Origin of the sequence: Rhodococcus sp. MALMAid1271 (assembly GCF_049195265.1) — a bacterium.
GTDB lineage: Bacteria > Actinomycetota > Actinomycetes > Mycobacteriales > Mycobacteriaceae > Rhodococcoides.
On the sequence record NZ_JBMIRQ010000058.1, the window covers coordinates 151,912 to 169,117 of the forward strand.

18 protein-coding genes are annotated in these 17,206 nt (G+C 64.1%); 4 read left to right on the forward strand and 14 right to left on the reverse strand.

Going from position 1 to position 17,206, the window contains the following annotated elements; all coding sequences use genetic code 11:
• Positions 1-2 precede the first annotated feature (2 nt).
• Positions 3-908 (reverse strand): AurF N-oxygenase family protein, encoded by a 906-nt coding sequence (locus ACOQFP_RS07235; protein ID WP_206492164.1) that lies wholly within the window; start codon positions 906-908, stop codon positions 3-5.
• A gap of 355 nt (positions 909-1,263) precedes the next feature.
• On the opposite strand from ACOQFP_RS07235, the gene ACOQFP_RS07240 reads away from it, so the two are divergent.
• Positions 1,264-1,989 carry a YoaK family protein gene (locus ACOQFP_RS07240; protein WP_206492163.1) on the forward strand — a complete coding sequence of 242 codons (726 nt, stop codon included), beginning with the start codon at positions 1,264-1,266 and terminating at the stop codon, positions 1,987-1,989.
• A gap of 25 nt (positions 1,990-2,014) precedes the next feature.
• Here ACOQFP_RS07240 and ACOQFP_RS07245 read toward each other — a convergent pair whose 3' ends face one another.
• Positions 2,015-2,638, reverse strand: a complete 624-nt coding sequence (locus ACOQFP_RS07245) for a TetR family transcriptional regulator (RefSeq protein WP_341245282.1) — start codon at positions 2,636-2,638, stop codon at positions 2,015-2,017.
• 80 nt (positions 2,639-2,718) lie between these two features.
• On the opposite strand from ACOQFP_RS07245, the gene ACOQFP_RS07250 reads away from it, so the two are divergent.
• Positions 2,719-3,651: a DAPG hydrolase family protein gene (locus ACOQFP_RS07250; protein ID WP_241257374.1), complete on the forward strand. Its 933-nt coding sequence runs from the start codon at positions 2,719-2,721 to the stop codon at positions 3,649-3,651.
• 169 nt (positions 3,652-3,820) lie between these two features.
• On the opposite strand, the gene ACOQFP_RS07255 is transcribed toward ACOQFP_RS07250, so the two are convergent.
• Together ACOQFP_RS07255 and ACOQFP_RS07260 are read right to left on the reverse strand one after the other, a co-directional pair.
• Positions 3,821-4,756: a pirin family protein gene (locus tag ACOQFP_RS07255; protein WP_421583894.1), complete on the reverse strand. Its 936-nt coding sequence runs from the start codon at positions 4,754-4,756 to the stop codon at positions 3,821-3,823.
• 83 nt (positions 4,757-4,839) lie between these two features.
• Positions 4,840-5,181, reverse strand: a complete 342-nt coding sequence (locus ACOQFP_RS07260; protein WP_421583895.1) for a GNAT family N-acetyltransferase — start codon at positions 5,179-5,181, stop codon at positions 4,840-4,842.
• 217 nt (positions 5,182-5,398) lie between these two features.
• Between ACOQFP_RS07260 and ACOQFP_RS07265 the strand changes: the two genes are divergently transcribed.
• The gene (locus tag ACOQFP_RS07265; RefSeq protein WP_206492159.1) at positions 5,399-6,640 is read left to right on the forward strand and encodes an ATP-grasp domain-containing protein; all 1,242 of its coding nucleotides are present in this window, start codon (positions 5,399-5,401) and stop codon (positions 6,638-6,640) included.
• Between the two features lie 41 nt (positions 6,641-6,681).
• Positions 6,682-8,688 carry a hypothetical protein gene (locus tag ACOQFP_RS07270; RefSeq protein WP_421583938.1) on the forward strand — a complete coding sequence of 669 codons (2,007 nt, stop codon included), beginning with the start codon at positions 6,682-6,684 and terminating at the stop codon, positions 8,686-8,688.
• 7 nt (positions 8,689-8,695) lie between these two features.
• Here the strand turns inward: ACOQFP_RS07270 and ACOQFP_RS07275 are convergent, their stop codons facing one another.
• The 10 genes from ACOQFP_RS07275 to ACOQFP_RS07320 form a co-directional block, all read right to left on the reverse strand.
• Positions 8,696-8,911 (reverse strand): DUF2945 domain-containing protein, encoded by a 216-nt coding sequence (locus ACOQFP_RS07275; protein ID WP_206492158.1) that lies wholly within the window; start codon positions 8,909-8,911, stop codon positions 8,696-8,698.
• 104 nt (positions 8,912-9,015) lie between these two features.
• Positions 9,016-10,158: an RNA polymerase sigma factor gene (locus tag ACOQFP_RS07280; RefSeq protein ID WP_421583939.1), complete on the reverse strand. Its 1,143-nt coding sequence runs from the start codon at positions 10,156-10,158 to the stop codon at positions 9,016-9,018.
• 8 nt (positions 10,159-10,166) lie between these two features.
• Positions 10,167-10,574 (reverse strand): YciI family protein, encoded by a 408-nt coding sequence (locus ACOQFP_RS07285; protein WP_341244612.1) that lies wholly within the window; start codon positions 10,572-10,574, stop codon positions 10,167-10,169.
• 95 nt (positions 10,575-10,669) lie between these two features.
• A complete protein-coding gene (gene fbaA, locus ACOQFP_RS07290; RefSeq protein ID WP_421583896.1) occupies positions 10,670-11,692 on the reverse strand; it encodes a class II fructose-bisphosphate aldolase in 1,023 nt (340 codons plus the stop codon).
• A gap of 29 nt (positions 11,693-11,721) precedes the next feature.
• Positions 11,722-12,726 carry a LacI family DNA-binding transcriptional regulator gene (locus ACOQFP_RS07295; protein ID WP_421583897.1) on the reverse strand — a complete coding sequence of 335 codons (1,005 nt, stop codon included), beginning with the start codon at positions 12,724-12,726 and terminating at the stop codon, positions 11,722-11,724.
• 45 nt (positions 12,727-12,771) lie between these two features.
• Complete coding sequence (locus tag ACOQFP_RS07300; protein WP_206492154.1) at positions 12,772-13,425, reverse strand: nucleoside/nucleotide kinase family protein; 654 nt, start codon at positions 13,423-13,425, stop codon at positions 12,772-12,774.
• Positions 13,412-14,335, reverse strand: a complete 924-nt coding sequence (locus ACOQFP_RS07305; protein ID WP_421583898.1) for a PfkB family carbohydrate kinase — start codon at positions 14,333-14,335, stop codon at positions 13,412-13,414. Before ACOQFP_RS07305 ends, ACOQFP_RS07300 begins: the two co-directional genes overlap by 14 nt.
• Positions 14,316-15,098: an ATP-binding cassette domain-containing protein gene (locus ACOQFP_RS07310; RefSeq protein ID WP_421583899.1), complete on the reverse strand. Its 783-nt coding sequence runs from the start codon at positions 15,096-15,098 to the stop codon at positions 14,316-14,318. Before ACOQFP_RS07310 ends, ACOQFP_RS07305 begins: the two co-directional genes overlap by 20 nt.
• Positions 15,095-16,090, reverse strand: coding sequence for an ABC transporter permease (locus ACOQFP_RS07315; RefSeq protein WP_206492151.1), 996 nt, complete (start codon positions 16,088-16,090; stop codon positions 15,095-15,097). The genes ACOQFP_RS07310 and ACOQFP_RS07315 overlap by 4 nt, the downstream gene beginning before the upstream one ends.
• Before the next feature lie 41 nt (positions 16,091-16,131).
• On the reverse strand, positions 16,132-17,130 hold the full coding sequence (locus tag ACOQFP_RS07320; protein ID WP_421583900.1) for a substrate-binding domain-containing protein: 999 nt from the start codon (positions 17,128-17,130) through the stop codon (positions 16,132-16,134).
• Between the last annotated feature and the right edge of the window lie 76 nt (positions 17,131-17,206).

Consider the following 17,206-nt stretch of genomic DNA (forward strand, 5'->3'; position numbering starts at 1 on the left):
TGTCAGAGCATGTGCAGTCGACGGTAGATCATCTCGGCCGGCTTGGTGATCAAACCGCAATCGAGAAGAAACGCCATCAGATGCTCGCTCGAAGTGCGCATCATCGTGTGGTGGTGAGCGTTGTTCTTCGCTTCCTTCACCGCGCGGTCGACATCGAGACCTGCCGCTGCGTAGACCTCCTTGTTGACCATGTTGGACACGATCAGACGAGCAGCGATCGCGACGACGAGGGCACTGGCCTTGCGGCGGGCCGGGCTCTTCTGGGCGATCTCCTCGCGCATCTGCGCGCGAGCGAAGGTCATGTGCCGCGACTCTTCCACGACGTGGATCTTGCTCGTGGTGCGCACGAGAGGCAGTACGTTCTCGCCGCGCATCCAGTCGCGCTGCATCACATCGAGGACCTCTTCGGCGACGAGGATGCCGCCGTAGGCCACCTCGGCCGAGGCGAGAGCCTTGAAGCCGCGGCCGAGCTCGATACTCGAACGGCGCGGCAGGTATGCCTTGATGCCCATCTTCTGGCAGGCGCGGGCAAACATGATCGAGTGGCGGCATTCGTCGGCGATCTCGGTGAGCGCGAACTGGAAATCCGAGTTCGACGAGTCCTTGCAGTACTGATCACGCAGGACCATTTGCTGCAGGATCATCTCGAACCAGATGCCGGTGCTCATGATGGAGCAGACCTCGTGACGAGTGAGCGTGATGCGCTGCTCCTCGCTCATCTCGTCCCACAGCTTCGTGCCGTAGAGCGTGCTCCACTCGGGGTTGAGTCCGTAGAGGGAGGGATCGAGATCGGCCTCCCAGTCGACCTCCTCGGCCGGGTCGTACGACAGTTGGGCGGCGGAATCGAGCAAACGAGCGGACACATCCTCGGGCTCGAGGACGTCATTCCTGGAGAGTGTGCTGGTCATCGCCGTGGTTCCTTCCATCGTCGAAAGTCTTTCAGTACCTGTTACCGACATTACCAGGTACCTGACGACACAGGTAGCCCTTCCGGCAGAATGATCGGAATTCTCGGCGGCGGACAACCCTGGAGTGCAGGCCTCCGCGAGACGGTGATCAACCGGTGCTCCCAATCGGCACCGAGGAGGCAACCCCCGAACCGGCTCACCCCCGCCGCGATGCGCGCGAAACCGCGCCTGCCGGGTACGACGTGAACGGCCCGCCGACACACCGAACAATGGTCGCGAGTAAGCAGACGATGTCGGTCCTGTGATCGTTGACTCAATAGATTGCCGGTTCGCCGCATGCCCGGAGAATCGAGTCATGACTTCTCCTGTGGCGATCAGCCGCGAGACCGCCGTCGGTGCCGAAGCTCGACTGTCGTGGATCTTGTCCGGACTCGCTGGAATGGTCGGAGCCGTCGCATTCCTGCACTCTGCCGGCTATTTCGTGACGTTCATGACCGGCAACACCGAACGTGCCGTCGTCGGACACTTCGGCCACCCCGACGGTAAGGAGGTTGCCCCTGGTGCCTCGCCGATTGCGGCCTTGGCCCTCATGGGCTCGTTCCTGACCGGCGTGGTCGTCTCGTCGATCTGCCGGCGTCGCTACTGGTCCAATCATCCCCACGGCGCGACGGTGCTGACCACCGTCGCGCTCGCCGGAGCGGCATCGCTGGACATCGCCATCTCCGGCTGGTCCTCCGCCACCGTCAATTTCTACCCAATTCTGTTGGTGGCCTTCGCACTCGGCGCACTCAACACCGCATTCACGAAGAAAGAAGAGACGTACATTCCGCTGAGCTACGTCACGGGCACGTTGGTCAAACTGGGCCAGGGCATCGAGCGACACCTGTGCGGCGGAGGGACGTACTACGACTGGCTGTGCTACTCGATCCTGCTCGGGTCCTTCGCGTTGGGCGGGGCGATCGGTGCTGTCATCGGCGTTGTCATCACCGGCCCTCAGGTATTGCTGATCGCCGCACTCATCAGCCTCGGCGCGACGATCTTCACGTTCACCCACACCGAGCGTCGGTCACTACTGGGCTGACGCCCGCCCCATGCTCGATCTGCTGTCAGCGGGGTCGATCTGCTATCAGCGGTGAGGGGCCCACGATCGAACGCAGCATCTGCTCCACGAGAGACCGAGGCAGAGGCGAACCGATCAGCACTTGCCGCTGAATCAGTCCCTCGATCATGATCACCAGTGTTTCGGCCTCCGACTGCGGGTCCTGGGACTCGAGGGAGGCCACGACCCATTCGGCGAAGGTGACGAACGACGCTCGCTGAGTGTCGAACAACTCGCGGACCCCACGATCGTGTTGCGCCTCCCCGAGCATGATGTGGCGAGCGATGACCCGTTTCGCGGCGACACCGGTCGTCATCGCATCGATGAAGTCGGCGATTCGGGACACCACGACATCGACGGTGAGAGGTTTGACGTCGACCAGACTCCCGAACGTGGCTCCGGCAACCTCGAAATCGCGGATGAACAGTTGTCCCAACGCCAGATGCAACAATCGACTTCTGGTGGGCGCGTGATAATTCACCGATCCCGGACCGAGTCCCGCAGCAGCATCCACTGCTCGGTGAGTCAGGCCACGAAAGCCCTTGGTGGCCAGCACCTCGATCGCGGCCGTGGCAATCTCTTCGCGCCGACGCACGCCGGACTCGTCGTCCTTGGCAGAGGCATGAGTCATACCGGGCAGTCTACTGACAGGGCGTTGACATGGCCCGAGTACGCGACCTAATCTCAACAAATGTTGAGATTAGGTCGTGCATGAACCGGAGACCGACACGACGCCAGGTCGTCGTGGGTGCCGCAGCAGCGATGACCGTCACCGTCCTCGGGACTGCTTCGAGGGCGGCCGCGGCACCGGCGGTGGGGTCTGCAGACGAATGCGGTGAGCGCTACCAGGGCTATCGAGACACCGACCGACATCGGCCGTATGCCCATTACATGGCAGTGCGAACAGCTCCGGCACCTACCGTGGTGACCGATACGTACTCGGGGCCACCGCTCTCACCCGATGCGGTACCCGGATTCGACTCGATCACAACCGATCTCGCCCCCACCGGATACTCCAGGGTCGAGACCGGATACGGGCAGAGAGCCGACGGTGTGACGTTCGTGGCGGTACGAACCGTGATGCCTCGGGTGACAGCAGCGATGTGGGACTGGTGGTTCGGATGGCATTCCACCGAAGCCGGTCGCTACAAGCTGTGGCATCCCGATGCCCACCTGTACGCCGCTCTCGCGGAGGATCGGACGGCGCTCGACATACCCGACAAGGCCAAGTACGTCGGCAACACGACGTTCGTGGACGAGTACGTCGGGCCGAAACTGCAGCAACTGGGCATCGGTTTTCGTGATCCGATCGCGCACGGCTTCGACGTTCCCTCGGATCAGACGATCGTCTTCGGCCGAGTGGGAAGCTCCATCGCACCGGTGGACCTGGGTTGGCTGGCCCATCAGGTGCGGCCGGTAGACGGCGGTGCCGAGATGCGCAGCCGCTTCTACCTGAACCTGCGCGGGTTGCACGTTCCGGACGTGAAGCAGGCGGCGTGCGCCGTCCGCCGGGGAGCGTCGGTGGATCCGACCGACCTCGTACTCGGTCTCGATCTCGCCCGAGATCTGATGCTGCACTGCGGACAGGAGATGAACCACCTCGCAGGCTTCCTACCGGAGCTGTACGCAGAGTTCCGTCGCTAGTACCCCGGAGACACCGTGGCCAACACGATCAGAGCAGCGACCGCAGCGGTGGCCAACCCACCGATAACCGCACGAAAGGTCAACGGATTGCCGCAAATTCGCTCCGCGACCATCCATCAGCGCAGGTCCGGTGCCGGACCTCGGAACGGACGTTCCACGGCAGCACCGATCATTCGACGGGAACGCCGAGCCGTCCGGCCTGATAGTCCTCGAATGCTTGCAGCACTTCCGATTTGGTGTTCATCACGAACGGGCCTGCCATGGCGACGGGTTCGCGGATCGGCTTGCCGCCCAGGACGAACACCTCCAGCGAGTCCCCCACAGCCGAGGCAGACATCTCGATCGTGTCGCCACGGCCGAACAACGCTGTCTGCCCCATCCTGATCGGACGCTTCTCCGCCCCCACTGTGCCCTCGCCTGCGAGAACATAGACCAATGCATTGAAATCGCGATTCCACGGCAGTGACAGTGCTGCACCCGGTGCGATCGTGCTGTGCGAGAGCGCAATCGGGGTGTACGTCGAGCCAGGCCCCGCCAGGCCCGCGATCTCACCGGCAATGATGCGCACCAGCGCACCACCGTCCGGACTCGATGCGAGGGTGACCTTGCTGCCGGTGATGTCCTGGTAGCGCGGGTGCGCCATCTTGTTCTCCCGCGGCAGATTGACCCAGAGTTGGACACCGTGGAACAGCCCACCCGAGAGCACCAGATGCTCCGGTGGGGCCTCGATGTGCAGGATGCCTCCGCCCGCCGTCATCCACTGGGTGTCACCACCGCTGATGATGCCGCCGCCACCGTGAGAGTCCTTGTGCTCCATGATGCCGTCGATCATGTACGTCACCGTCTCGAATCCGCGATGCGGATGCCACGGCGTGCCCTTGGGCTCGCCGGGGGCATAGTTCACCTCGCCCATCTGATCCATGTGGATGAAGGGATCGAGGGAGGCCAGGTCCAGACCGGCGAACGCTCGGCGGACCGGAAAACCCTCGCCCTCGTACCCCGTCGGTGCTGTCGTGACGGACTTGACGGGCCTCGGGGTCGACGTGGGGTCGAGCACGGGAACTCGAGGCAGAGCGAGGATGTTGTCGACTGTCACTGCGGGCATGGCTGCAACCTTTCGGCAATGTAGTTGACTACGCAACTAGTGTATTCGAGCCAACCATGCGAGGTCCGACGGTATTCCCGCCGTCAGCCCTGATGGTCGGCCAGCCACTGTCTGATCTCGTCGGTGGGTTGCTCGACGATGTCGTCGTACTCCGGATGCTCGACCACGAAATTGGCGACCATTTCGCAGATCGGAACGACCCGCCTGGTGTCGGCGCGAGTGGCATCGAGTGCGTGCTGTACGAGGATCTTCGCCAAGCCGCGACCCCCGTACGCCGCATCGACCTCGGTGTGAAAGAAGATCCGTCGCGCCTGCTCGTCGTCGGCGAATTCGGCGAAGCCGACCCGCGTGCCGTCGACCGACACCGTGAAACGATCTGCTTGCTGGGCAACCTCGGCCTGGGCACCGGTTTTGTCGACCGCCATACCGACCTCCTCCTCGCTCGTGGGCGCGCACCGCACCTGTTGGTGTTCACGATCGTCCCCGATCGAGGTGAATCTGTCGTTCGAATGCCGTGGTGGACACCCGCGGGCGGGGCGTTCACGAGCATCGGACATGCATACGGTGCCCAGTGGCAGATGCTGCCGCTGTACGGTGGATCGAAGGACCTCGACCGATGAATCATCTAGGGGAAGGAACTTCATGGCTCAGCCAACCAGGCTGGAGAAAGACCCGAACAAAGGTTTCGTGGCCCTGCTGGGCTGGAGTCTGGCCGCAGTGGAAGCACTGGACAAGTTCGATCGGCGCTACGTCGTCGTCGCTCCCGAGTGGGCGGAGGCGTACTGCAGCGAGCACGACATCCCCTACATCCCGTGGAACTTCGAGCGACTCAACGACCGCTCGCTCGAGATCGCCGAGACCCTGCAGGACAAGGGTGTCGATGTTGCGATTCCGCTCTACGAGGAGACGGTCGAGTGGGCCGGTGCCATCAACTCGGTACTTCTCGACAACCCCCGGCTGTTCGGTCAAGCGATGCTACTGCGCGACAAGGCGCTGATGAAGCGTCGCGCCCAACTGGGCGGTATCCGCGTGGGCATCTTCGAAGAAGCCCATGACCGCGAGGACGTCATCCGATTCCTCCGCCGCGTCAATCAGACCCTGCTCAAACTCGACGGAGATCCGAACGACCCCATTCACCTCAAGGCCTTCGACAAAGCCGGTTGCTTGGGTCACCGCATCATCCGCACGCCGGACGAGGTCGACTCGATCCCGGACGAGGAATTTCCGGTGCTGATGGAATCGCATCTCGACGGCTGGGAATTCGCCGTCGAGGCATGGATTCACAACGGCAAGATCAAGTTCCTCAACATCTCGGAGTACGTCACTCTCGGTTACTCGGTATTCGTTCCCGCGACCCCGGAACTCGAGCGGTACCGCGAGCAGATCACGGTGCAGATCGAGAAGCTGATCAAGGCCTTCGACATCGAGTTCGGCTTCATCCACCCCGAGTACTTCGTCACCAGTGACGGCGAGATGTACTTCGGTGAAGTGGCATACCGCCCACCGGGTTTCAAGGTCTTCGAGCTTCTCGAGCGAGCCTACGGCTTCAACGCATATCAGGGTCTGGCGTTGGCGTTCGACCCGAAAACCACCGAGGAAGAGATCGACGCCTTCTTCCCGCGCGAGGTTGTCGATGCCACCGGTGTGGCCGGATGTTTCGGCGTCTATCCACGACGACGCGTCGTCAGCCATTTGGAAATTCCGGAGGAGACGACCGGGCACGACTACTACGAAACCAACGATCTGTCGGCACCCGTCGAGGAAACCGTCACCAAGAGAACAGCGTTCGGCACCCACTGGGGACTGCTCTACTTCTTCGGCGACGATGCCTATGTCATGCGTGACCTGCTCAAACATCAGGAAGAACTGGACTTCTACGTGTGAGGCAACAACTCGGGAACGACACCGACCCGCCGTCGCAGACGATGGATGATCCCGCGCCGACCAACGCCACCACCGCAGTGGACCGGGCTCTGGCGTCGCGGCTGGCGCAACTCGACCATGCGATTCACGCCTTGGCCGACGCACCCGAGTTCAGCAAGAGCACCAAGGTGCGACGCGTGCTCGACGGCTTGCATCGAGTGTTGTTGCAGCCCGGCGGGTGTGATGCCATTCGCGAACGCGCCGAGACGCTCGAATCCGCCGGATTGTTCGCGGGCACCGATTGGGCCCAGCCCGACATTCTCGTCCCGGGGTTCGTCGGCCCGAGTCTGCGCAGCGGCAACGACGACACCTTCGTGCTCGAGGCGACCAGCGAACTGCGAATGGTGGCAATCGTCGCCGGTGAGTACCAGCATCCCGCGGTCACCGCCGAGGATGCCCGTCGGTTCCTGTCTCAGGTTCTTGCGGTGAATCTCGACGTACTGTTCACGCCGCCGTCGGAGTCGGAGCGAGTTCGCTTGGGCCGCACCGCGCATCTGATCCGTGAGCTCTTCGGGTACGTGGCCGGGCAGATCGGCTACGACAGTGTTCTCGACGAGTTGGTCGAGGAGATCTGGCGAATCCTGCGTCAACGCCCGATTCAGGTCGACACCATCAAGGCCATGGTCACCCGCATCGCGATCTACCGCGATGACCCCACCGTCGACCTCGGGACATCCGGACAAGGCCTGGACCGGTTGATCACCGCATTGTTCGGCACCACCGACGCCTGCCGTGAGGATCCGGGCGTCGAGGTGTATCGGTCTCGGCTCGAGGTGATGGACGTCGAGGCACTGCAATACGAGGCGCGAGGGTTCGCGCGGGCGATGCACGACACCGGGTTGGTCTCGCCGTATCACGCCACGTTGACCCAGTACCTCGTCGATCACTACTCCTACGTGCTGCCCGAGGCACTGGGCCTGTCCGACACCGGCCGCACCTGCCTCACGCGCTACCCGGAACTGGTCCACCGCCTCATCGAGGAAACGGTCTACCCCGAGACCGCTCAGTGCCTCTACGGGCTGGCTCTGCTACTCGACCGCGGCATCCTGCACCAGCCGCCGATCGTGCCCTCACTGTGGCGACAGATTTCACTGACCCTCGCCCCGGCCGTGCAGGAAAAACTGACCACCACCTTCGGTCCCGTTCCTGCACCGCAGTCACGCCTGCTCGGCGGGCTGTTGTCCATGCTCGGCCAACCGCTCGGCATCGGGCAGGGCGACAATCCGACGTGCCAGTCCGCGCGCGCACTGTCGATGTGGGCCTACAACGATCCCGACTACCTCCTGCAGATGGTGGTGTGGGCCGCGCGTGACGAGGAGATCGTCATGCACTTCGAGGGGCAGTCGATCTCCTCTACCGACAGTGCAAGCGGCGTGGCCACCTCCGATCCGGTGGACCTCGATCCCGCATCGCTCCTACTCGTGCCGCACCTCGATCGCATCTACGCCGAGATGGTCCGGCGCTGCGCAGACCGTCCCGGCGACCCGCACCGCTGGGTCAACCCGGAATTCCACGGGTGGTGGTCGGCACGCGAATTCCACATCGACGTCGACGTGGCCACCGGCAACCTGGTGGACCTGGACGCGTTCTTGCGGCAGTTCTACGCGTCGTATCACCCGGAATACAACGGACACCAGCCACTGATCCATCCGCAGCCCGCGGGTGTGGCCGTAACCGACAGTGCTGCACGCTATGTGGGGTGGCATGCCATCACGATCCTGCGGGTGGCCGCCGATCCCGAGGGCGTCATGCGGGTCTATTTCTTCAACCCGAACAACGACAGCGGACAGGACTGGGGCGACGGCGTCGTGGTGGGAACGGCGGGCAACGGCGAACGCGCGGGCGAAGGTTCGCTGCCGTTCGACCAGTTCGCGTCGCGGCTCTACATCTTCCACACCGACCCACTCGAGAACGGCCGACCGGAGCGGATTCCTGCCGAGGACATCGAGAGGATCCGGGGCTACATCGAACGAAGTTGGGGCGCAGAACGTTCGGTGCCTCAGGCCTGAGGGGCGGTCAATCGGTCTTGTCGAGCGCCTCCGGTGTGTGCACGGCATCCTTGCCGGACTTGTCGCTCTCGACTCGGTACTGCGGGTCGTCCTTCGAGGCCTTCACGGTTCTACCCGCAGCCTCGGTCTCGGAGGTGATCTTCTCCACCACCGTGCCCTCGGTGGTGGTTCCGTGCGTCTTCCATTCGACCTTGTCACCCTTGTGCAGTTCTTGTTCGGCCATGTTCCGGCGCTCCTTTCACTGGTTCGAGCCACGGGTACCCACGACCGGACCGATGCACACTCCGGTGCCGCGGCCTGGTGACGCATCGATCGATGCGCCCGTCCTCAGCTCCGTGCAGCTCGAATCCGCGCCGCCTGCAGCGCCAGATGATGTCGCTCGGCTATCGACGATGCCTGTTCAGCTGCGGCCGCGTACAAGTCTGCGGCGCGCCGCAGATCCCCCGCCCTGAAATGCATGTGGGCGGCCGCGGCCGTGTGGCGAGGGACTGCAGAATCGACGTCGGCGAGCGCCGCGAGTCCTGCGGCAGGGCCGTCGGCTTCCCCGACGGCGACGGCGCGGTTGAGTCGCACGACCGGACTGTCGGTGAGGGCCGCCAACTCGTCGTACCACTCGACGATCTGCACCCAGTCGGTCTCCTCCACTCGCGTCGCGTCGGCATGCAACGCAGCGATGGCGGCCTGCGCTTGAAACTCACCCAGCCGATCTCGGGCGAGCGCCGCCTGCAGAATCCGAACTCCCTCCGCAATCAGAGTGGTGTCCCAACGGCCTCGGTCCTGCTCGGCCAACGGAATCAACTGACCGTCGGGGCCGGTTCTCGCGCTGCGTCGCGCGTGATGGAGCAGCATCAGGGCCAGCAGTCCGGCCGTTTCCTCGTCCTCGGAGAGCGTCGCCAACTGCCGGGTCAACCGAATTGCCTCGGCCGCGAGGTCGATATCACCGGAATATCCCTCGTTGAACACCAGATACAGGACCCGCCGCACGGTTGCGAGATCGCCAGGAGCGTCGAAACGCACGTTCCGCACCGTGTTCTTGGCCCTGCTGATGCGCTGCGCCATGGTCTTCTCCGGCACCAGATACGCCTGCGCGATCTGCCGCGTCGTCAGTCCCCCGACGGCCCGCAAAGTCAGCGCCACTGCGGCCGCAGGGCCGAGGCTGGGATGCGCACAGAGAAAGAACAACTGCAGCGTGTCGTCGACGCCACCCACGCTGCCCGGGCCCGGCTGCGCCGCAAGCCGATCCTCACGGTCTCGACGCGCCTGCTCCGAGCGTCGAGCATCGAGAAATTTCCGCCAGGCGACGGTCACCAGCCAGCCCTTGGGGTCCGTCGGCGCACCCTCGGCCCACGTGGATGTGGCCTGTACCAGCGCCTCCTGCACGGCGTCCTCGGCCGCCGCGAAATCTGCTCCGCGATGGACGAGAACGCCGATCACAGCAGGCGTGCATTCTCGTAGCACTCGAGGGTCCACGACGACCGTCAATCTTCGATCGTGTCGGGAGCCTCCATGAAGGGGCGCAACTCGAGCCACTCGTTGATCGGCCTTCCACCTGCGCCCGGCGCTGCCGACAACTGCCCGGCCAGCTCCAGCGCCCGGTCGTAGGTCTCGACGTCGATGACCATCCAGCCTGCGATGAGGTCTTTGGTCTCCGCGAACGGACCATCGGTCACCGGCGGCTTTCCTGCCCCGTCCGAGCGAACCCACGTTCCCTCGGGGGCCAGGCCCTGCGCGTCGACGAATTCACCGGTCTTCTCGAGCTCCGCGGCGAAATCCCGCATGAACTGGATGTGATCGTGCACCTCGGCTGGGGTCCAGCGGTCCATCGGGATCCAGTCGGCCGGCTCGGGCGCGCCGCGGTAATGCTTGAGCATGAGGTACTTCGCCATGATCTCTCCTGAGGTCGGATGCAGCCATTGTTGCTGCATTCGATCCTGGGACGGAGCCGGACCGACGATTTCTACATGCTCGCTCGATATTTTTTTCAGTGCATCGAGCGACCTACCGAGCCGAGCATCTGCGTCGCTTGGACAACCCGGGCCGCCATGGCCGTCTCGGCGGGCTTGCCCCAGGATCGAGGGTCGTAGGCCTTCTTGTTTCCGTAGTCACCGTCGACCTTGAGGACTTGGTCGTACTTGCTCAGCATGTGTCCTGCGATGGATCGGGTGAACGCGTACTGAGTGTCGGTGTCGATGTTCATCTTGATCACGCCGCTGGCAACCGCGGAGGCGATGTCCTCGGCACTCGATCCCGATCCGCCGTGGAACACCAGATCGAACGGCTTGTCCTTGCCGGTCTCGTTGCCGACGACGGACTGGATCTCGGCAAGGATCTCGGGCCGCAGGTGCACCGAATCGGGGTTGTACACGCCGTGGACGTTGCCGAAGGTCAGCGCGGTCATGTACCGACCACGCTCCCCCGTGCCGAGAGCCGCGACGGTCGCACGTGCATCGTCGACCGTCGAGTAGAGCTGTTCGTTGATCTCGTGTGAGACACCGTCCTCCTCGCCGCCGATCACTCCCACCTCGATTTCGAGGATCGTGTCGGCCTCCACCGACAGGTCCAGCAACTCGCGTGCAACACGTAGGTTCTCGTCGAGCGGTACGGCCGAGCCGTCCCACATGTGTGATTGATACAGCGGCGGCAACCCACGACGACGACGTTCGATGGCGTCGGCCAACAGTGGCCGCACCCAGTCGTCCAGATTCTCTGCGGGGCAATGATCCGTATGCAGCGCAACGTTGATCGAATAGTGTTGCGCCACTTCGTGCGCATACTGAGCGAGCGCCTTCGAACCGGCGAAACGATTCTGGACCGCGTTGCCGGAGAGATACAGGGCGGTACCGACCGATACCTGGATGATACCGTCGCTCTCCGCCTCGGCGAAGCCCTGCAGCGCGGCGTTGAGAGTCTGCGAGCCGGTGACATTGATCGACGGATACGCGAACCCGCCTTCCTTGGCGCGGTCCAGCATGGCCGCGTACTGCTCCGGACTGGCGATCGGCATGAGCTGTCCTATCTTTCGGTTGCGGCCGGTCAGTCGGCCGAGGTAGCGGTGCAGCCACAGGAATTTCCGTGGGTGAAGGTGGTCGGGACTCGAATCGATCGAGGAGCGTCCTGCCTCCCCTCGATTCGGCCGAGAAGCAGGTCCACCGCAGTTCTGCCGATAGTCTGCACGTCCTGCGCAGCCGCCGTCAGACGCGGCTCGAACAGCGCCGACCACTCGAAATCGTCGTAGCATACGAAGGCGAGGTCGACGGGAATCGACAAGCCAAGGCCGCGAAGAGCTTTGAGGGATCCGATGGTCATCGAGTTGTTCATCGACACCAGAGCCGACGGACGATCCGAGTTCGACATCAGCTCCCGCACCCGAGACTCGGCCACCTCGACATTGGACCGGCCGTCCAGAATCAGGTCAGGATCGAGTGCGATTCCCCGCTCGTCCAGGGCCCGGGAGTAGCCGGCAAAGCGCTCTGTGGTCGACGAGATTCCCTCGATTCCTCGGACGATCGCAATGCGCCTGTGCCCGGCGTCGAGCAGGTGATTCGTCAGTCGGTATGCGGACTCGTCGTTCTCGGGCCCCACTTGATCACACGCAAGATCGAGCATGCGGTCGATCAGCACGAGCGGCGTTCCACTGTGCATGATCTCCGGAATGGTCGACTCCTGAGAACCCGCTGCGGGTGCCAGAATCATGCCGTCGACCTGACGGTCCAGCAGCGAATCGACCACACGCCGCTCCGAACTCGGCTCGTCGTGCGAGTCGCCGAGAATCAACACGTAGCCGGCCTCCGACAATCGCTGCTCCACGGCATGGACCAGACTGCCGAAATACGGGTTGGTCAGCGCCGCGATCGAAAGGCCCACGGTGTGCGTCCTACCGGCGGCAAGAGACCGAGCCACGACGTTGCGCCGATAGCCGATCTCGACGATGGCGGCATCGACACGCTGCCGGGTCGAGGGATTTACCTTTCGCGTCCCGTTGAGCACGTGGGACACCGTCGACACCGACACTCCGGCGAGGCGGGCCACATCGTCCATCGTCGCCACGTCAATGCCCCCGTCGTGCCCGGGTATCGGCGACGGTCATGTCAGGCGCAGGATTCGCTCTGCGCGCCGTGCCGTCGACCCGATGAGTTCTGCATTGCGTTCGTCCGAGCCCAACGCCCAGAATTCGGCTTCCGCGTGCGACTTTCCGTACGCCTCGTGCCTGGCGACCAAGCGCTGGTGCCGAACCTCGTTGTGCGGGGCGAGAAACCACACCTCGTCGATCAAATCTCTGGCGGCAGGCCACGCGTTCGATTCCATCAGCAGATAGTTGCCCTCGGTGACCACGAGCGGCACGGTCGACGACACCGGGATGGACGAACCGATCGATTCCTCGATCTCCCGCCGAAATCTCGGTGCATACACATCGGGATCACCGGGTCGCTGGCCGTGGATCGCCGCGATCAGCCGCGCGTACCCTCCATCGTCGAAGGTGTCGTGCGCGCCTTTTCGATCGAGCCGACCCAGATCGATCAGCACCTCGTTCGCGAGGTGGAAGCCGTCCATCGGGACCAATACCGCCCGCTCCGGACCGAGGGCATCGACCAGTTGTTGCGCCACCGTCGACTTTCCGGCTCCCGGAGCACCGGTCAGGCCGAGTATGTGCCGTTCACCGGCGACGGCCAGCTGCCCGGCCAGCTCCACGAGCTCACCGAGGGTGGCTTCCTGTACGTCCTGGTCAATACTCACCATTGCCGCCTTCGGGTCCGTTGGTGGAAAGTGTGCGAAGCCAGGTTCGCGGTCCGACCACCGAGCAGCGCAGGGCCGCAACATGAGCCGACCTGTGGATCCGCTCGGGCACAGTGCACCCCTGCGTCGAATAGTAGGCATACGCGCCGTGGAAGGCGTCACCGGCACCTACGGTATCGACCACCGTCACAGGCTCGACGTCCACCGAGCCCGATACCTCCTCCGACCACCATCGCACGGGGTCGCCGCCGTGAGTGGTGACGACCGTGTGCACACCCGAGCCTACGAGGGCCGCAGCGGTGGCGTCCGTGTCTGCGGCCCCGGGCACCCGAAAGTCCGCCGAGCACACCATGTCCGTGGCCAACGGGATCAGCTCTCCCATCACCGGCTTCCACCGACCGGCGTCGACGACCACGGTGGTAACCCGCGCCGCCGCATGTTCCGCGGCGGCGCAGGCGATCAGGGGGTGGTGCCCGTCGACGAGAACGACATCGGCACCGGCTATCGAATCCTCGAGCTGCACGGGCGGGGCGGCGTCGGACGTGACGGCATCGGCCGATACGACCGACCGGTCGCCGGTCGATTCGATCACCGTCACCGCCGAGACCGGCACCGATCTGTCGGTGCCCTCGGCCGCGTCGATCACCTGCACCCCGAACGCGGCCAGGTCCGCCTTCACCAGCGCCGCCACCGGGTCGTCTCCGAGCGCAGTGACGAGCACAGCAGTGCCGCCCAACGCGGCGAAAGTGACCGCCGCGTTGGCAGCGGGCCCGCCCGCCGCGACGAACTGCATGCGCGAGGTGATCTTCTGGTTCGACGTCGGGGCAGCGGCCACTCGATGGATGACATCGAGCGTGGCCAGCCCGACGAAGACCCCGACCGGACGTGCCGACTCAGCGACCGGCGCGTTCATCGTCGGTCGGCTCCTCCGCGCCGGTCATCAGTGCTACGACCTCGGACATGGTGCGGTTCTTCGGATTCACCACGCCCGCGCGCCTGCCGAGTCGATGGATATGGATCCGGTCGGCCACCTCGAACACGTGCGGCATGTCGTGGCTGATGAGAACCACCGGAATGCCGCGGTCGCGGATCGTACGGATCAGATCGATCACCATTCCCGATTCCCGCACGCCCAGTGCAGCAGTCGGCTCGTCCATGATGATCACGCCGCGGCCGAATGCCGCCGCACGGGCCACCGCGACGCCCTGCCGCTGACCTCCGGACAACGTCTCGACCGCCTGGTTGACCGACTTGATGCCGATCTTCAGATCCTGCAGATGCTTCGAGGACTCGTGCCGCATCCTCGGCATGTCCAATCGGCGAAACACGCTCCCGCTGATGCCCTTGCGCTTGATCTCACGACCGAGATAGACGTTCGACGCGATGTCGAGCGCGGGAATGACAGCCAGGTCCTGATAGACCGTTTCGATCCCCGCCGCCCGGGCGTCGCGCGTGTTCTTGAACGACACCGGTGATCCGTTCATCAGGATCCGGCCCGAGTCGGGAATGACAGCCCCGGCCAAAGCCTTGATGAGACTGGACTTTCCGGCCCCGTTGTCGCCGATGACCGCCAGCACCTCGCCGGCTCGCAACTCGAAGTCGGCACCGTTGATGGCCGTCACGCTGCCGTATCTCTTGACCAGACCACGCGCTTCCAAGACCGGGGTTGCACTCACTGTGACCTCCTGCGCGCGAATTGATCGACGGCCACCGCGACGATGACCAGAATTCCGGTCGCGATGTTCTGGTAGAGACTGTCGACGCCCGCCTGGGTGAGACCGTTGCGCAGCACGCCGACGATCAGGGTTCCGACGAGCGTTCCGATGACACTGCCGCGGCCGCCGAAGAGGCTGGTGCCGCCGATGACCACCGCCGTGATCGTCTCGAGATTGGCGTTCTGATAGGCATTCGGGTCGGCGTTGGGGATTCGCCCGAGTGCCGCCCAGGCGGCGATCGCAGCGATCACGCCGGTGACGATGTAGACCGAGAACAGCACTCGACCGGACTTGATACCGGAGCGATCCGAGGCCTGCGGGCTGCCACCCACTGCGTAAATATGCCTGCCCCAGGATGTTTGGGACAGCGCGTACCACATGACGGCATACACCAGCAGCATCACCACCACGCCGTAGGTGGTGGAGAAGCTACCGATCTTGAACGAGTTGCCGAGCAGCGTCAACGGTCCGCTCGGTACCTGATAGGTCTCCGAGCCTGCGAGCAGCCTGGTCGCCGCTTGAATGGCCGTGAAGGTGCCCAACGTGACGATGAACGGCGGCAATCTCAGTACCGTCACCAACCCGCCGTTGATCGCACCGAAGGCGACACATACGGCGAGCGTCGAACCCAATGCGACGACCGGCCCGTTCGCACCGGCCGACTGCGCCATCACGATGGTGCCCATCACAGCGACGGCACCGATAGACAGATCGATACCCGAGGTGAGGATGATCAGAGTCTGGCCGACGGCCAGGATGCCGACCACCACGGACTGCTGCAGAATCAGAGAAACGTTCTGCGGGTTGAGGAACGAGCTCGAAATCGAACTGAAGACGATGATCGCGATGACGAGAGCGGCCATCGGCCCGAGCAGCGGTTCACGCAGGATCGTTCCTACGCTGAACCGACTCGCAGTGGTGGACTCGGCAGCGGAGGCGGTATCGGTACTCACGGATCAGTCCTCGTGCTCGACGGTGGTCCGGTGACCCGAGATCAGCCCCAGCAATTCTCTTCGCCCCATGCGGTGTCCTGCGAATCGAGGCCTGCGACCGGCTTGTCGGTGATGAGCTGCGAGCCGGTGTCGTTGAAGCCGCTGGGCTTCGTGCCGTCCTGGGCGAACTTCACAACGGCGTCGACGCCGTCCTGGGCCATCTTCGCCGGGAACTGCATCACCGTCGCACCGATGATCCCGGACTTGACGTTCGCCACGCCGGTGCAGCTGCCGTCGATCGAGCCGATGACGATCTGATCTGCGCGGCCTGCCGACTCAATTGCCTGGTAGGCACCGGCCGCTGCGGGCTCGTTGATGGTGTAGAGCGCGTTGACGCCCGGGGCTCTCTGCAGCAGATTCTCCATGGCGGTCTGCGCCTTGGTCTGATCGCCGTTGGTGTTCTCCTGACCGACGATCTCCGGCGAGTTGTTCGTCAGGCCCATGCCCTGCAGGAAGCCGTCGTGCCGGAAGGTGTCGACCGTGCCACCTGCGGTGCCGTCGAGCATGATGACCTGCGGCACGGTGGACCCCAGAGTGCCCTTGACCCATTCGCCCTGGCTCACGCCCGCGGCCTTGTTGTCGGTGGCGAACGTGGCGTCGACCGCATCCTCGGGATCGGTCGCGGTATCGAGGGCGATGACGACGACGCCGGCGTCACGGGCCTTCTTGATCGCGTCCAGCACACCGGTCGAGGAGTTCGGAGTGATCAGAATTCCCTTCACACCCTGTCCCACCATGTTCTCGATGGCCGAAACCTGGCCCTCGTTGTCACCGTCGAAGGCACCGGCCAGGGCCACCAGCTGGGCTCCGCTGGCGTCGGCCTGGGCCTGCGCTGCTTCACGCAGCTTCACGAAGTACGGATTCGAGTCCGTCTTGGTGATGAGACCGACCTTGACACTGTCCGAGTCAGAGCTGCTGCAGGCGGTCAGGCCGAGTACGAGCGACCCGGCCATGAGCGCGGTCCCGATCGTCAACGCGGACTTCCGACGGTGATTGAACATCTGGACTCCCTTGTCCCCGGCCACGCGGTCGCGTCGCTCGATTGCAGGAGCTTAAGGAGCATACAAGCGCTTGCGC

Excerpts from the sequence above, each read along its gene's own strand:
- ACOQFP_RS07235 (WP_206492164.1), bottom strand. The coding sequence starts at position 908 with ATGACCAGCACACTCTCCAGGAATGACGTCCTCGAGCCCGAGGATGTG.
- ACOQFP_RS07240 (WP_206492163.1), top strand. The coding sequence starts at position 1,264 with ATGACTTCTCCTGTGGCGATCAGCCGCGAGACCGCCGTCGGTGCCGAA.
- ACOQFP_RS07245 (WP_341245282.1), bottom strand. The coding sequence starts at position 2,638 with ATGACTCATGCCTCTGCCAAGGACGACGAGTCCGGCGTGCGTCGGCGC.
- ACOQFP_RS07250 (WP_241257374.1), top strand. The coding sequence starts at position 2,719 with ATGAACCGGAGACCGACACGACGCCAGGTCGTCGTGGGTGCCGCAGCA.
- ACOQFP_RS07255 (WP_421583894.1), bottom strand. The coding sequence starts at position 4,756 with ATGCCCGCAGTGACAGTCGACAACATCCTCGCTCTGCCTCGAGTTCCC.
- ACOQFP_RS07260 (WP_421583895.1), bottom strand. The coding sequence starts at position 5,181 with ATGGCGGTCGACAAAACCGGTGCCCAGGCCGAGGTTGCCCAGCAAGCA.
- ACOQFP_RS07265 (WP_206492159.1), top strand. The coding sequence starts at position 5,399 with ATGGCTCAGCCAACCAGGCTGGAGAAAGACCCGAACAAAGGTTTCGTG.
- ACOQFP_RS07270 (WP_421583938.1), top strand. The coding sequence starts at position 6,682 with ATGGATGATCCCGCGCCGACCAACGCCACCACCGCAGTGGACCGGGCT.
- ACOQFP_RS07275 (WP_206492158.1), bottom strand. The coding sequence starts at position 8,911 with ATGGCCGAACAAGAACTGCACAAGGGTGACAAGGTCGAATGGAAGACG.
- ACOQFP_RS07285 (WP_341244612.1), bottom strand. The coding sequence starts at position 10,574 with ATGGCGAAGTACCTCATGCTCAAGCATTACCGCGGCGCGCCCGAGCCG.
- fbaA (WP_421583896.1), bottom strand. The coding sequence starts at position 11,692 with ATGCCGATCGCCAGTCCGGAGCAGTACGCGGCCATGCTGGACCGCGCC.
- ACOQFP_RS07295 (WP_421583897.1), bottom strand. The coding sequence starts at position 12,726 with ATGGACGATGTGGCCCGCCTCGCCGGAGTGTCGGTGTCGACGGTGTCC.
- ACOQFP_RS07300 (WP_206492154.1), bottom strand. The coding sequence starts at position 13,425 with ATGGTGAGTATTGACCAGGACGTACAGGAAGCCACCCTCGGTGAGCTC.
- ACOQFP_RS07305 (WP_421583898.1), bottom strand. The coding sequence starts at position 14,335 with ATGAACGCGCCGGTCGCTGAGTCGGCACGTCCGGTCGGGGTCTTCGTC.
- ACOQFP_RS07320 (WP_421583900.1), bottom strand. The coding sequence starts at position 17,130 with ATGTTCAATCACCGTCGGAAGTCCGCGTTGACGATCGGGACCGCGCTC.